The organism is Streptomyces sp. NPDC025721 (assembly GCF_055558595.1).
The window spans coordinates 110211-125387 of record NZ_JBVHMF010000001.1; the positions used below are offsets into that span (position 1 = coordinate 110211).

Sequence of the window (15177 nt, forward strand, 5' to 3'; positions counted from 1 at the left end):
GTTGCCTCCTACGCGTGCACCCGGGCCACGCTCTTACACCTCCCGCGATTTCCTTCGGGGCCGGAGGCTATCCCTGAGCGAGCGGCCTGACACCACGGAACCGTTCCGCCGCCGCCCTCGACATCGTGGTGCCCGCAGGTGCCTCCGGACACCAGCCGGTCGAATGCGGCGGCCGACGGATCAGCTGTCGTCCCGCTGCCGTTCGTCCGCACACACGAGCCACAGCGCATAGGAGTGCCGCAGCTCAGCGAGGGCTTCCTCGTTCAGTGCCGGGTCGGAGACCGAGACGTTGGCCAGACGCATGACGATCTCCGTCATGTGTTCGGCGACGACGGCTGAGCGGCGGGCGTGCGCGGCGGCGCGCTGGGCGGCGATCCTCTCCCGGGCGGCCATCATGTCGGTCAACGTGCCGTAGCCGGGCTGTTCGGCGTCGTACAGGGAGGGCACCCGAGGCAGCCCGGCCGCTGTGAGCGTGGATACGGGATCGCGGTCGTCCGCCGGCGTCCGCGCGCCCTCTGTCCCAGCATCTTCCATGCCCAGGATGCGCAGAACGACCTGCCGCTCAGACTCGGAAACGGCCACCTTGGCCGCCAAAGCGTCGAGTTCGTCGAGGATGCCGGGCACGGCACCGGAGTCCCCCTCGGCGAGGTGGTCTTCGAGTTCCCGCGCAAGGGCGTGAGCACGTTTGGAGGCCGCGTCGAGCAGCGAGTTGCATGCGTCGATCTCGGCGAAGGCGCGCTGGGCTGCCTGTAAGGCCATGTCGAGGACGTCGCCGGGCTCGCCCGTCAGCATGCGGGTGTGGTGGAGCAGGGCGTGTACGTGTGTACGCGCCGTCTCCAGCGGATCGTGCTCCAGCTCTTCCTGCACCCCCTGCCATTCCTCGGCCACGAGGTCTTCGGCCCCGTTCGGTCGGGTGGGCTGCACTTGTTGACCCCTTCTCGTACTTCGGTTCAGAGGGGTTGCATTCGCGGGTTCCGGGCGAGTGGGCCGCCTACGTGGCCACGCCGGGATCTATATCGTACACGTTTTCGAGTTTCTGAGCATCGCAAAGTCTGTTGACATTGCCAACGTATCTTGTGGAAGATAGGGGAGTGAACAGCGCGGCGGTCCCGTCGTGCTCTCCGTCTGATCGTGCAAGGAGCACCGACATGACCGACGACACCCCTCTGCGTCAGTTGCTCGACGACCGCCTCACCGCGGGCGTCGCCGCGTCCGAACTGGCCCCGGAGGCGGCCGACCTGCTGCGCGGGATGCTTCCCGAGCCGACGCCGGAGAGGACCGGACGCGCCGGCCCTGTGTACCTGCGGTCCATCACGGCGGCGGGCTGGCGGGGCGTCGGCCCCGAGACCACGCTCGACCTTCCGCCCGGCCCCGGGCTGACCGTCGTCGCGGGCCGCAACGGCACCGGCAAGTCGAGCTTCGCCGAAGCCGCCGAGATGGCGCTGACGGGCTTCAACGCCCGCTGGGACGGCAGCAACGGCAAGGCTCGTACGGCGGTGTGGAAGGAGGGGTGGCGCAACCTGCACGACTCCACGGTCCCGACCGTCTCTGTACGGCTCACCCTGGACGACACCGGCGACCCGGTCACCGTGCGCCGCACGTGGTACGGGGCGAAGGTGGACGAGGCGCGTACGACGGTGGAGCGGGTGGACGGCACGGAGCAGAAGCTGGAGGAGAGCATCGACGCCTCGACGCTCTCCCTCTACCGTCCGTTCCTGCCGTACAGCGAGCTGGGCTCGATGGTCGAAGGGACGCTCAGCGCCCTGCACAACACCCTGGCCCGGTTCATCGGGCTCGGCCAGCTCGGCGACATCGACGACCTGCTCGCGGCCCGCATCAAGGAGTGCAAGGACATCGAGAAGCGGCCCGGCGCCCTCAAGACCGCGGCCGTCGACGCTCTGACCGGACTCGATGACCAGCGTGCCGTCGAGGCTGCTCGGGCACTCGGCGGACGTACCCCCGATGCGGACGCCGTCTGCGCCCTGCTCGACCGGGACGCGGTCACCGACTCGGGTGCGGACGTCCGCCTCCGGGCACTCGCCACCCTGACCGGCCCCGACCAGCAGGAGGTCGCCGGGGCGCTGGCCCGGCTGCGGGAGGCTGCTGCCGCAGCCGAGGACGTACGGCACTCCGACGCCGAGGATGCGCGACGGCTCGCCGGGCTTCTGGAAAGCGCCCTCGAACACCGCCGCCGCTCCCAGAGCGCCGACTGCCCCGTCTGTGGCACCGCGGACCGTCTGGACCCGGCCTGGGCGGACGGCGCGCGGGCGGAGATCGAGCGGCTCCAGTCGGAGGCGGCGGGGGCCGAAACGGCCCGCCGGGCGCTCGGCGCCGCGCAGCGTGCCGTCCACGACCTGGTGCAGCCGGTCCCCGACCTGCTGCGGGCGGAGGAGTCGGAACTGGCGGGTCTCTGGCGCGAATGGGCCCTGTGCCGGAGCCTGACCGACCCCGCCGAGCTGGCGAACCGCGTCGAACGCGTCGCCCCGACGCTGGGCGCGTCATGTCGCCAGACCAGCGAGGAGGCCGCCCGCAGGCTCACCGACCGCAACACCGCCTGGCGGCCCGCGGCCGTGCGGCTCGCCGAGTGGCTCAATGCGACGGAGAAGGCCGGGGAGGCGAAGGAGCAGCGCACGGAGACCGAAGCGGCTCGCTCCTGGTTCAAGACGCTGACGAACGAGCTGAGAGAGGAGCGGATGGCGAAGTTCGAGAAGCAGTCGCAGGATGTGTGGAACAAGCTCTGCGAAAGCAGCAGCGTGTCGCTCGGGTCCATCGCGCTGAAGGGCACGGCCGCGCGGGGGAGCGTACAGCTCGGCGTCTCCGTGGACGACCAGGAGGCGCCCGCGTACAGCGTGATGAGCCAGGGTGAACTGCACTCGCTCGCCCTGTCGCTGTTCATCCCGCGCGCGACGCACGACGACAGCCCGTTCGGCTTCCTCGTCATCGACGATCCGGTGCAGTCGATGGACACGCAGAAGGTGGAAGGGCTGGCCGCCGTCCTGAGCGAGTGCGCCCGCCACCGGCAGGTGGTCGTCTTCACCCACGACACCCGGCTGGAGCAGGCCATCTCCCACCTGGGCATCGAGGCGACGATCCTCCACATCTCCCGCGAGAGCGACTCCGTCGTCACCGTCGAGAAGAGGAGCGATCCCGTCAAGCAGGCGTTCCAGGAGGCCCGTGACCTCTCCTACGATCAGCATCTGCCTCAGAGCGTCGCCGACCGGGTGATTCCGGCGATGTGCCGGCATGCACTGGAAGTCGCCTGCATGGAGACCGCGCGCCGTACCCTGCGGGACGACCATGGCCTTGGCCTCGCGGAGATCGAGGAGCGCATCTCCCCGCTGGTGCGCACTAAGGAGCATGTGGCCCTCGCCCTGCTCGGTGACTCTTCCGGGAGGCCGCAGACGGTGGTCGAGAGCCTGTACGCCGGGGGATGGGCGCTGATCAACGAGCTCAACGAGGGCTCTCACCCAGGGCTGCCGACCCTGGACGACCGCAAGCAGCTCGTGACGCGTACGGAGAGGCTGGCCGAGGCGATCCGGCGTGGCCGGGGAACGGTCGTGTCGCAGGGCGGTGCCCGATGACGGACAACGCCCGCGAACTCGTCTCCGATGCCGAGGCCCTTCTGCAGGCTCCGGCGGGCACGCCGGGACCGCTCAGCCCCGGCGTACGGGCCCGCGCCGCCGCCGTGCTGCTGCGCCTCGCCCTCGACCAGCGGCTGGACGACTTCTGGCACAGGGTGGCCCCTGCTATGACGCGCAACGCCAAGCACCGCATGCTGTGCCTGGAGGCGTACACGGATCGGGGGACCGCCCGGCGCTGGCGTCTCACCTGGTCCGCGCTCAGCGGCGTCTGCCACCACCGCACGCACGAGTTGCCGCCTAGCACCACCGAGATTCAGGGGCGTCTGCTGGAGGTGAACGCCCTGCTCGACGCACTCGACGGGGCGCCCGCTGCCCCGGCCGCCGTGGTCATCCCGGCTGCCCGGACCACGGCGCCGACAGCGGCTCCCGCTGCGCCCCCCGCTCGGGAACCGCAGGCGGGCCGTCCCGTACCGAAGCCCGGTCCGCCGCCGGGACCGTGGGCCGACCCTCCGGTCGTCGGCGGCCCGCGAACGTAGAGGAGGCCGTCCGCGTCGTCTACGGCTACGACCGGACCAGATCGGGCAGCCAGCCTATGTGGCGGAGTGTCGGCGCGACCCGACTGAGCAGGAAGAACACGACCGGCGTCTCGTCATCGTCCCGAGGGAAGAAGAGAGCGTGCTGAACGGAATCCGTGTCCTGTGGCTCGTCCAGATCGATGAGCGGTGGGTCCGGCCGCTCGAAGGCCACGTCGAGTACCACCCCGGGCCGAGCGGTTAGCTCACGCAGATCGTGGAGACCGCAAACGTCGGCGAAGTCGGCAGTGGCGAACGTCTTCTTGAAGCTTGGGCGGTCGTCGGCAACGGCGACCCAACCCATGATCCGCAGTTCCCCGTCGCGTAACCCGGACGCCTGGATACCGGCCCGCCGCCGGTTATGCAGGTTGGACAGCGGAGCAGGCATCTCCGGCACGGGCGAGTGCAGCTGACCGGCCACCCCGGTCTGACGATTCACGACACGCGGTGGGAGAACGGGGAGCGTGATCTCGTCCTGTACCAGCCCGCGGTCACACCCCTGGACCGCGCCCCGGAACATGTAGCGGCGTAGTCCTTCGGCGTCGTGCCGTCCCGTCGCAACGTGAGCTGATCCATGATGGTCATGGCGACTGTGCCCCCCCGTGGGTGACACATACCGTGCTCCCCTGGCGGGAGATTATGCGCTTAACTACGCCGAAAAATAGGGTTATTGGGAAAGGTGGCAGTGCCTGTGCCGCCCGGAACGGGGGAGCAGACATGACCGAGTCCAAAGACGGGACTACCGGCTCGGGGGAGCCGCCGGAGTTCCTACTGCGACTGCCGGGGGCGAGCGGGGTCGATCGGGCTCGTGGGGTGCTGCTGGACGAGGTGGGGACCAACGGAAGCCGGAAGTTCCGCATCCTGGCGGGCTCGCCCGCCCGGGACCGCGAGATGCCGTCCTTCTCCAAGCACTTCTCCGGCACGGCCATCGCGCGGGAGACGATGAAGAACGCGGGTGTGCTGCGCGCGTCCACTCGCTGGCCCGGGTGGTTGGAACTGGCCCAGGACGTCGACTGCGGGTCCCCGTCCTTCGCCGCAGGCGTGCTGGTCGGGGCACCGCGCAACGGCTGGGTGGACTGGAAGACGGAAGCGGGGGCGCCGCTCGCGGACTTCATGGAGGGGGTCTGGTCAGGTCCTGCCAGGGCCTGGCTCGTCCGGGGCTCCAATGTGTCCGGAGCCGATCTCGTCCAGAAGCTGTGGCTTCCCGAGGAGCGAGTCTCGCTCGCCGCCCCTCGCCTGCGCCAGGGGATCGGCCAGGGGACCAGCAAGGAGCGCCTGCGCACGGTTGTCGAGGAGGACTGGGGCACCACGGCCACGTACAACCAGAAGCTGGAACTCGTCGAGGAACTCCACGCGTTCCTGTCCCGGATGAAGCCCGGCGACACCGTGTGCACACTCTCCGGCGGACGGTTCTACGTCGGCGAGATCACCGGCCCCGCCGAGCAGACCGCCTCCGACAACGGCCGGTCCAATCTGCGGCGGCCCGTCGAGTGGCAGAGCACCGGCCACCCGTACGACGTGCTGCCCGAGGAGATCCAGCAGCGGCTGTCCATCCAGCACGACATCGTGGATCTCACCACCGTCCAGCCGCTCATCGAGGGGCTCGGCCTCTCCGACGAGGAGCTGGCAGACGAGGCCGAGGCCATAGAGAACGACCCCAGCGGCACGACACCCGCCCTCACCGCCCGGCGTGAGCTGGAACTCCCCGTGCCGGAACAGCACCTAGCCGACGAACTGCTGGTGCACGACGTGGCCTGGCTGCGGGACATTCGCGACCTGCTGTGGGACGAACGGCAGCTGATCCTCTATGGGCCGCCCGGAACCGGCAAGACGTACACGGCCCTCAAACTGGCCGAATACCTCGGCGGCGGGCCCGAGCAGGTGAAGCTCGTGCAGTTCCACCCCTCTTACGCTTACGAGGACTTCTTCGAGGGGTTCCGTCCGCGCGAGGACCCGGATACAAGGGAAGTCGCCTTCCGCCTCACCGCCGGTCCCCTGCGCGAGCTGGCCGACCTGGCGTCCCGCGAGGGCAATCGGCACATCCCGCACTTCCTGATCATCGACGAGATCAACCGGGCCAACCTGGCCAAGGTCTTCGGAGAGTTGTACTTCCTCCTGGAGTACCGCAACAAGTCGGTACAGCTCACCTACTCCGGCGACGACTTCGCACTGCCGCCGAACCTCTTCGTCATCGGCACGATGAACACCGCCGACCGGTCGATCGCCCTGGTGGATGCGGCGATGCGCAGGCGCTTCGCCTTCGTCGAGCTGTCACCCCGTACCGAGCCCACCAGCGGCCTGCTACGGCGCTGGCTCGACCGAGAGGGGCTCGACACCCGGGCCGCGGACCTGCTGGACGCGCTCAACTCCCGTATCGAAGAACCGGACTTCCGTATTGGCCCCTCCTACCTGATGAAGAGGGGGGTACACCGGCAGGGCGGTCTGGAGCGTACCTGGCGGACCAAGATCCTGCCGCTGCTGGAGGAGCAGCACTACGGGGAGTCCTTCGACATCGAAAAGCGCTACGGTCTCGATGCCTTGGCCCGGTCCATCGGCGACGGCGAATCATACGAGCCCTCGAAGTGACGACTGTCGAGTTGACCGAGTACGGCCCGCCCGTCACCGTGTCGCTCCCGGACGAAGTCGGGCGCTCGCTCGCTGCCTCCAGGATCATCGAGGCCGCCCCCGATCCCTACCAGGCGGGCTCTTGGCGACTGCGCGCCGGCGGCAAGGTCGGCGCCGTGGCCTTGAGGTCACCGGGGCACAGCGCCGTCACCCTCCGCATCGCCCCCAAGGTGCCGGTGGCGCGGCTGTTCTTCCTCATCGGCTACGCGTCCAACCCCCACATCCACCGGGACGGGGAGGTGAGCGTTGCCGAGCAGGACGAGGTGCTTCCCGCGCTGGCGCTGGGATTCGAGAGATCTCTCGAACGTGCCCTGCGGCAGGGAGTGCTCCAGGGATACCGGCACACGGAAGAGGCCGCACCGGTCGTCCGAGGACGTATCAGGGAAGCGGATCAGGTCCGGCGGCATTATGGGCGGGCGTTCCCGGTCGAGGTCGCCTACGACGACTACGGGACCGATATCGCCGAGAACAGGCTGCTGCGCGCTGCCACGGAGCGGCTGCTGACCGTGCCCAGAGTGCCCGACAGCGTACGCCGCCGGCTGCGCCACAACCGCGGCCGGTTGCTGGACGCACAGCCGCTGATCCCCGGCAGCCGTGATCTGCCGCAGTGGAGGGCGAGCCGGCTCAACCTCCGCTACCAGCCCGCGCTACGGCTGGCCGAGACGGTGCTGCGCAGCCTGTCCGTCGAGCACTTGAGCGGCCGGATCACCATCGATGGGTACCTCTTCGACACGCATAAGATCTTCGAGGACTTCGTCTGCACCGCACTGCGCGAGGCGCTGGCGCAATACGGGGGGCGCAGCGCACTTCAGGCGCAGGGTGTGCACCTCGATGAGGCCGAGGCTCTTCGGATGCGTCCGGACCTGGTCTGGTACGGCGACCATGGCATCCCACGAGCTGTCGCGGACGCCAAATACAAGGCGGAGAAGCCCGAAGGATTTCCGGACGCCGACCTTTATCAGATGCTTGCCTACTGCACGGCGCTCGGGCTCCGCGACGGTCATCTCGTCTATGCGAGGGGCTACGAGCCGACCGCGACCCATCGGGTGCGGCACGCGAAAATCCGCATCCACCAGCACGCCTTGGCCCTGGAGCAGTCGCCCGACGAGCTGCTGGCCGCGATCACGTCCATCGCCCGCTTGATGGTCGAAGGCGAGGTCGCGACGTGACCTCCCCCGGAATCCGTCAGGCATCGTCCTCGGGAGGCAGAAGTGCCCCGTTGGTGAGGCCGTCACGGGCAAGAGCGCTGACCTGTTCTGCCAGCCGGGTAACTTCGCCGATGTGCCCCTCGAACTCTTTGAGCGCGCGGAAGGCGGCGCCGTAACGGCGTTGTTCGTCCACGGCCATCTGCGGGATGCGCGCACCCTTGACATCGAGGCGGTAGGAACCGCTGCTGCTCGTCGAACGGCGGTTGTTGGAAGCGCTGCGTAGGAATCCTCTGAGATATTCGGTGTCCAACTGCGCGCTAGTCGAGGTCGGTTCAGGTGAAGCGAGGTCGACGAGCCCGGCACGGGAAAGGTCGGCAAGACTGACCGTCGCGCCGTCCAGCGTCCCCGGCCCTTCGCCGGCTGTGAGGGCGGGCAGCAATGCGGTCAACCGGTTGAGCCGCTCCTCGATGCCCCGTTGCAAGGCGCGGTACTCGGCGGAGAAGTCCTGTCGGGAACCGCTCAAGTGTGCGCTCGGCGTGAGGTCAACGGAGTCATTCAGAAGATCGATCAGCGGTACGTCGACGACTTGCTCGGCTGTCGGCTCCATGGGGCCGTCGGGGGCATTGGTGGTGAGGTCCACCATCCGCACCGAAGTCGCGCTGGGAGAGGGGCCGCTAGGACGGTGCAGCGTCCACAGGTGCACTGGTTGAGCGTGTGATGGCACCATGCCGGGCGGCAGTGCGACGATCTCCTTGAGGAGGCCACGGCGGACGATCTCGGCCCGGATGCGCCTGCCCGCCTTGCGGTAGGCGACTGAAGCGGGCATGACTACCAGCGACCGACCGCCCGGAGCAGTATGGGCGTAGCAGTGCTGGAGCCAGGCTAGATCCCCCTCCGCCTTGGAGGGCGTGCCCAGTTCCCAGCGGGCGTCGAGGAGCAGTTCCTCCCGGCCCCAGTCCGGACCGGCGGTCGGGGGGTCACACAGGACGAGGTCGGCTCGTAGCTCCGGCCAGCGGTCCTCGCGGAGGGAATCCCCGGTCTCGATGGCGGTGTCCTGCGATCCGGCGAGCTCGGCTCGGGCCTGGGCTAGTTCCCCAGCCGCTGGATCGATCTCCTGGCCCCGGCGTACCGGTCCTTCGGCCGGTCCGACGGAGAGAAGGAGGGTCCCGATACCGCAGGCTGGATCGAAGATGACGGAGTCGTCGGGTACTGGTCCCACGAAGTGGCTCACGGCCTTGACGAGCCGCGACGATGTGATCTGGTCGAAGCTGGCACGCCGGGCGGAGTCCAAGAGACGTTCGACCAGTTGGTCGATGACTTTGGCTGCTGATTCCTGCGCCGCCAACCCCGAAGCCAGATCGGCCAGGTTGTCGTCCAACCTCGAAACGTCGTCGTGTGTGAGGAAGCGGGCAACGCCCGCGATGCCTGCGACTATGTCGTCGCCGAAGGCACCCCGCAGTGCTTGCCACAGGCGGACGTCGTCCGAAAGGTCGGTGCCCTTCTGCTGCTTGGCCAGCCAAGAACGGACCTCGGTCAGCGAAAAGAGAGGCGTGCTCGCTCCACCGTCGGCAGGTGCTGGGAAGTCGCTGTACCGCCGCCTCCAGTTGGAAACAGCGGCACGCGTCACCCCCGCCAGCCTGGCGATCTCTGCACCGGTGATCAGCGATTCGGAGGCTGGGGGAGTGGATTCCGTCATAGCTCCACCGTACACGCAGTTGCGAGCGAAGCCGATAGGTTGTGCGTTGGCAACGTCAACGAGCATGTCGAGCGTCCTGGTTGGTCGGCGTTCGGCCAGGCGCACGGGTTGCGGGCTGCGCGGTCTTCTCGCCGCATGCTTCCATTTATGCCCATCTGTCCTGCTGCATCGCACTGGGTACGCTGCAGTGACAGGACCGTGCGCGACCGCGTCCTGCTCGCTACGGCCAGCGGCCGTGATGCGCATGTTGCCGGTACCTGCCCGCCCTCAACAGCGCGGGCATCGAACGGATCATAGGCCGCTCGACCGCCTGGACGCTGCAGTTGGGCCCGCACGCCAACGCGGCGAATCTACTCAAGCGCCGTGAGGTGTCCGGACTTCCTCGGCCTGCCGCTTTCGCTGCGACAAGCGACACGTCCGCTTTGCCATGCAAGCCGCCTAGAGGCGGCCGAGGAGACGTTCAGTCGGAGGTGCTGACGCTCGGGGAGCCGGAAGAATGAAGATCGTTTTGAGAGGGTCGGCGAACGAATGCGTACAGCTCGTCGAGTGAAAGCCCCAGCTCAGTGGCCAGGGCGGCAACGGTAAAGAACTCCGGCGTGGACGTGCGGCCCTTCTCGATGCTGCGCACGGTCTCGACGGAGATCCCCGCATTGCGGGCGACGGTCTCAGCTGACCGCCCTGAGGCGCGCCGCGCATTCGTCAGTTGGGAAGCCAGCATTTGCCCGCGGTGGTGTGCGGCGGGATCTAGCCTCCTTCGTGACATGGGTGTAACTATACCTGTATCATTACCCCCATGACGGTAACCGCGGCGGCCGCTATTGCTAGTTGGCCCGAGGATGTGTTGCGGCTGAACGCCGTCTGCCCGTACTACACGATGTTTCCGCTGGACTTCCCGCTCCAGCAGCTCGCCGCCCACCCCGCTGCGACCCGGGTGCTGGATCCGTTCTGCGGGCGGGGTACCACGCTGTACGCCGCACGTTTGGCAGGACTGCCGTCGGTGGGCATCGACATCAATCCGGTGGCCGCCGCTATCGCTCAGGCCAAGCTCATCCAGGTCACACCGGGCGCAGTGGTCCGGCTGGCCCGGCAGATCCTTGACGGTGGTGTGCGAGGGGGACTACCCGAGGGTGATTTCTGGCGGTGGTGCTTCGAGCGGCAGACGCTGCGCGAGCTGGTGACCTTGCGCGAGGCCCTGCTGGAGATATCCACGCCGACGGCGGCCATGCTTCGGGCGGTCATGTTGGGCATCTTGCACGGGCCGCGCAACAAGACCTTCCCGTCCTACCTGTCGAATCAGATGCCACGGACCTACGCTTCCAAGCCCGCCTACGCGGTGAGATTCTGGACCAAGCGCGAAATGGAGCCGGTGCGTGTCCCAGCGCTGGAGGTCATTGGGCGGCGGGCCAAACGGTTGCTGGATGCGACCCCGCTCACTCAGGGCGGGAAGGTCTACCTGGGCGATTCCGTCGAGACTCTGGATGGGCTTCGGCAAAAGTTCGACCTGGTGGTCACCTCGCCACCGTATTACGGCATGCGCACCTATGTGGCCGACCAATGGCTGCGCTCGTGGTTCCTAGGGGGCCCGCCGGAAGTCCCATACGGCACGCATGGGCAGATCGCGCGGCAGCCGAATCAAGAAGCATTCATCCATGCTCTAGCCGAGGTTTGGGCCGCTGTCGGCCGCCGCTGCCGCCAGGGTGCCCGGCTTGCGATCCGTTTCGGGGCTCTGCCTTCGGCGCGCACCGATCCTGAGGAGATGCTGCTGGCCTCCGTGAGGGAGTCGAGGGCCGGGTGGGTCGTCAAGGAGGTCCGCCAAGCCGGCACCCCCACCGGACCGAGGCGGCAAGCCGAGCAGTTCGGCAAGGCCGGCTCCGCTGTCGACGAGATTGACCTCATCGCCGAGCTGACCGGGCTGCCGCGCTGACGCGGTTACTTCCTACAACTGCGTGACGGATTCTCAGTGCCTCGTGCCATCCTGTGTAGGCCAGACGAGTGAATCACTCACCTGTGGCAGCACGAACGTGGTGTGGGGAGAGGCATGTTCGACGCGGAACAGATCAAGCAGCTCAAGCAACTGATCGGCGCCCAGGTTGAAGCCGGTCGTGTGGAGCTGGAAAAGCTTGTCGAACAGGCCCGTGCCATCCGCTCAGATGTCAGGGTGATAAGACCGCGGGCAGCGACATCGGTCGCCCTGATGGCGTCGGATGGCGGCAACAATAAGGTCGCCTTCAACCCGTTCTACTTGCAGGTCGTCCGCGTCGTGGACTCCAACGGCAAAGAGCTGTGCATGGAGGTGGTCGCCCCGATCTCCGACATCGACGACCTGAGCCGCCGTCAGTTCGACGGTGACGGCAACCCCAGCACAGCCCTGGGCAGGATGATGAACGGTCTAGGTGTCGAACGACTGCAGGACCTGTCACCAATGATGTCCGGCAACTCCCCCAGTTGGGTCCAAGTTTTCAGGGACTTGTGTGAGTGGGCCACTCTCTATGACCTCATCTGTCACCGCGACTACGCCGTGGACACTCTGATCGTCCGAGACGGCCTGTTGCGCGCCAAGATCTTCAAAGGTGAGCTGTTCGTAAAGATGGGCGAGCTGATGTACCAGGCCATAGACCGGATCTACCGTCAGGACCGGCGCAGAGTGTGGCTGGTTGGCCTGGCCAAGAAGACCCAAGTCCTGGAGTACTACCGGCTGGCGATCTCACTGTCCGGCGTGTTCGACAACCACGCCGCCTGTTTCGCAAAGGTGCCGTCGGAGATGCTTGACGAGGTGTACCTCTGGGACGAGTACACCCGGGGCATCGACGACGACTCCAAAGGCGAGAAGCCGAAGTTCAACTTCGGATCGATGTACTTCGTCCGCTTCGGTCCCTACTCCGGCGATCCTATCTGGACCGTCGATGTCATGTCCCGCCAGGACAGGGAGGCCCAGGCAATTTTCGGCTATCTGCAGGCCGACGCGGTGGCTGGATTTCCCATCCCGCTCTATCCGAACTGCATCCAGCAGGCCGATAGCTTCTCCCGTGTCGCCGACCTGGACATGGACATCATCGAGGATCACCTCGTCGACGCCGTGCGCGAGCAGGTCGGCGAGGACAAGGCCCCGGTCATTGACGCCCTACGGCTGGCTTCCGATGTGGCCGCCCGCCGCTACGAGTAACGCACGCTTCCGTCCCTCCTGCCCTCCTGTGGAGCAAGAACCGTTATGAGCCTGTTCGAGCGCGACAAAGTCGTCGGCACCTTCCGCGGCTTCTCCGAGAGTGGTATGGAGTTCCACGCCGACCTCGTGCTGCCGCACCACGACGACTTCCAGTCCATGGCCATGCATGGCCAGTTCGTCCTCGTCCAGCTTGAGCATGAGCGTGAGGCCATCCTTGGGCGGATCACGACTATCTCCTCCCAGGGACGTCTGGTGTCCCCCATCGGCGAGGACTACGCCACGCGCGCCGTGCGCGACCAGCGGCCAATACCCGACGAGTTGCGGGAGCGTTACCTGAAGTACAAGGTGGATATCCGCATCCTCGGTGTCCTGCGCATGGAGGGCGACAAGCACATCTTTGTCCCTAGCCACCGGCGTCTCCCGCATGTCGGCGCCCGGGTCGCGCTCCTGGGTGATGATCTGCTCGCCGAGGTCGTCAATGGCAATGACACCGACGATGGTGCGGTTCCCATCGGCTACCTCGCTTTCGGCGAGTTTGTCTATGCCGGCAATGACAAGCGCGTGGGCGATACCTCCTGGATGCAAGTGCAGCATCCTGCGATCATGCCGACTTTCCAGATCGACAAGCTCGTCGCCCGCCGCAGCTTCGTTTTCGCCCGCGCTGGATTCGGAAAATCAAACCTCGTCAAGCTACTCTTCTCAGCCCTTTACGAAGACCAGCCAACCGTCCCGCGCCGCTCGGGCGAAGCTCCCGTCGGTACGGTCATCTTTGATCCGGACGGCGAGTACTTCTGGCCTGACTTCAAGGGTCGCCCCGCTCTGTGCGACGTGCCACACCTGCGCGACAAGCTAGTCGTCTTCACCAACCGCAAGGGCCCCAGCCAGTACTATCAGTCCTTCGTCATCAACGGTGTCAAGATGAACATCAAGGAACTGCAGGCGTCTCGGGTGCTGGGTATCGCTCTTCCTCCGGAGAAGCAGGATCAGCAGAACGTCGTGAAGCTCAAGTCGCTCGACGGCCCCAGGTGGAATCGCCTCGTCGACTTGATCTACCGCGAGAAGTACGGTGCAGACCGCGACCAGATCCGGGAGATCCTGCAGCTCGACCCCGGCCAGGAGGCGGAGACCAACGCGGCGATCGGCAACATGACGCGCGTTGTGAACGCGCTACATGACCCTGACAGCCAACTACTCACCGCGCTGAAGGACTGCTTGTCCCAGGGCAAGCTGTGCATCGTGGACATCTCCCAGATGCGCGGTTCGCAAGGACTCCAGCTCGCCGGCGTCATCCTAGGTGACATCTTCGAGCACAATCAGAATCAGTTCACAGAGGCAGAGCCGAAGTCCATCCCCACTATTGCCGTCATCGAGGAGGCTCAGTCCGTTCTCGGCGGCTCCTCCCAGAGCGAAGACGGTCCGTTCGTCTCCTGGGTCAAGGAGGGGCGCAAGTACGACCTCGGTGCCTTGCTTATCACTCAACAGCCGGGCAGTCTTCCGCAGGAACTTCTTAGTCAGGGCGATAATTTCTTCGTCTTCCACCTGCTCTCGCAGGGCGACCTGCTCTCCCTGAAGAAGGCTAACGCCCACTTCTCCGAAGACTTGCTGGCCACCCTGCTCAACGAGCCGCTCGTCGGTAACGGTATCTACTGGTCGAGCGCCCCTGGAACCGACCGCCATTCGCGCCCCTATCCTGTCTCGGTGCGCGTTCTTAGTTTTGAGGACTCGTACAGGATGGCCGACCCCGACTACTCGCTCCCGGCCCCCGAAAGCTTCGCCTCCCAGGCTCGAACCACTGTCGAGGAGCGACGTTCCGAAGCACGAATCGCTTCCGCCAGCCTTGCCGCCAGCCATCCGCAAAGCAGCACCAGCGAAACTGATGGGGAATACCTCGCAGTAGACGACAGTGCCATCGCGATCGTCCACCTGCGGGACAACAAACCCGAGTTCCAGAGGATGATCGACACCTCTCGTGGTATCAAGTGGGGCCGGGTCGCTTACATGCTGGCCGAGAAAGCTCCCGCGCACGCGCAACGCGACGGATCAGCCTTCAGTTGGGGCAACTCCTTGGTCAAGCAGGCACTTGACCAGCTGTATCCGGATCAGTGGGTCTCGGTACCCCGAGAAGATGACAAAAAGCCGGGCACGTTCCCCAAGTTCATCATGCTCAAGGAACACGCTCCGAACACCGCGCCGGAAGTGAGTCAGAAGGCTAGTGAGGAAAATTGCGATGTGCCGTTTGATACGGGGCCGGTCGGCGAGGACCCTCCCTTCTAAATTTGGTGGCCCTCGGCGCCCTGATCTTCTGCGAGAGCTCTCGCTGACACCTTTGCGTTCACGACGTCATGAGTTTTTCTCCTCAGGCCGATTGGGAGAGGATCGCAGACCGTCACCG

Annotated in this window: 11 protein-coding genes; 7 read left to right on the forward strand and 4 right to left on the reverse strand. The window is 66.4% G+C overall.

Annotated features, from left to right (window positions below; genetic code table 11):
* Nucleotides 1-180: 180 nt before the first annotated feature.
* Nucleotides 181-924: a hypothetical protein gene (locus tag ACZ4EF_RS00505; protein WP_467501967.1), complete on the reverse strand. Its 744-nt coding sequence runs from the start codon at nucleotides 922-924 to the stop codon at nucleotides 181-183.
* Nucleotides 925-1148: 224 nt separating this feature from the next.
* On the opposite strand from ACZ4EF_RS00505, the gene ACZ4EF_RS00510 reads away from it, so the two are divergent.
* Nucleotides 1149-3581: an AAA family ATPase gene (locus ACZ4EF_RS00510; protein ID WP_467501969.1), complete on the forward strand. Its 2433-nt coding sequence runs from the start codon at nucleotides 1149-1151 to the stop codon at nucleotides 3579-3581.
* Nucleotides 3578-4117: a hypothetical protein gene (locus ACZ4EF_RS00515; protein WP_467501971.1), complete on the forward strand. Its 540-nt coding sequence runs from the start codon at nucleotides 3578-3580 to the stop codon at nucleotides 4115-4117. The genes ACZ4EF_RS00510 and ACZ4EF_RS00515 overlap by 4 nt, the downstream gene beginning before the upstream one ends.
* A gap of 25 nt (nucleotides 4118-4142) precedes the next feature.
* On the opposite strand, the gene ACZ4EF_RS00520 is transcribed toward ACZ4EF_RS00515, so the two are convergent.
* A complete protein-coding gene (locus ACZ4EF_RS00520) occupies nucleotides 4143-4592 on the reverse strand; it encodes a hypothetical protein (RefSeq protein WP_467501973.1) in 450 nt (149 codons plus the stop codon).
* A gap of 278 nt (nucleotides 4593-4870) precedes the next feature.
* Here ACZ4EF_RS00520 and ACZ4EF_RS00525 point away from each other — a divergent pair, with 278 nt between their 5' ends.
* On the forward strand, nucleotides 4871-6739 hold the full coding sequence (locus ACZ4EF_RS00525; protein ID WP_467501975.1) for a DUF4357 domain-containing protein: 1869 nt from the start codon (nucleotides 4871-4873) through the stop codon (nucleotides 6737-6739).
* Nucleotides 6736-7947, forward strand: coding sequence for an McrC family protein (locus tag ACZ4EF_RS00530; RefSeq protein ID WP_467501976.1), 1212 nt, complete (start codon nucleotides 6736-6738; stop codon nucleotides 7945-7947). Before ACZ4EF_RS00525 ends, ACZ4EF_RS00530 begins: the two co-directional genes overlap by 4 nt.
* 16 nt (nucleotides 7948-7963) lie before the next feature.
* Here ACZ4EF_RS00530 and ACZ4EF_RS00535 read toward each other — a convergent pair whose 3' ends face one another.
* Together ACZ4EF_RS00535 and ACZ4EF_RS00540 are read right to left on the reverse strand one after the other, a co-directional pair.
* The gene (locus ACZ4EF_RS00535; RefSeq protein WP_467501978.1) at nucleotides 7964-9622 is read right to left on the reverse strand and encodes an N-6 DNA methylase; all 1659 of its coding nucleotides are present in this window, start codon (nucleotides 9620-9622) and stop codon (nucleotides 7964-7966) included.
* 460 nt (nucleotides 9623-10082) lie between these two features.
* The gene (locus ACZ4EF_RS00540) at nucleotides 10083-10340 is read right to left on the reverse strand and encodes a helix-turn-helix domain-containing protein (protein ID WP_467501980.1); all 258 of its coding nucleotides are present in this window, start codon (nucleotides 10338-10340) and stop codon (nucleotides 10083-10085) included.
* A gap of 75 nt (nucleotides 10341-10415) precedes the next feature.
* On the opposite strand from ACZ4EF_RS00540, the gene ACZ4EF_RS00545 reads away from it, so the two are divergent.
* The 3 genes from ACZ4EF_RS00545 (at nucleotide 10416) to ACZ4EF_RS00555 (ending at nucleotide 15059) form a co-directional block, all read left to right on the forward strand.
* The gene (locus ACZ4EF_RS00545) at nucleotides 10416-11546 is read left to right on the forward strand and encodes a site-specific DNA-methyltransferase (RefSeq protein ID WP_467501982.1); all 1131 of its coding nucleotides are present in this window, start codon (nucleotides 10416-10418) and stop codon (nucleotides 11544-11546) included.
* A 114-nt stretch (nucleotides 11547-11660) separates the two neighbouring features.
* Entirely contained in the window at nucleotides 11661-12785 is a 1125-nt protein-coding gene (locus tag ACZ4EF_RS00550) for a hypothetical protein (protein WP_467501984.1), read from the forward strand.
* Between the two features lie 45 nt (nucleotides 12786-12830).
* Nucleotides 12831-15059, forward strand: coding sequence for an ATP-binding protein (locus tag ACZ4EF_RS00555; RefSeq protein ID WP_467501986.1), 2229 nt, complete (start codon nucleotides 12831-12833; stop codon nucleotides 15057-15059).
* The last annotated feature ends 118 nt before the right edge of the window (nucleotides 15060-15177 follow it).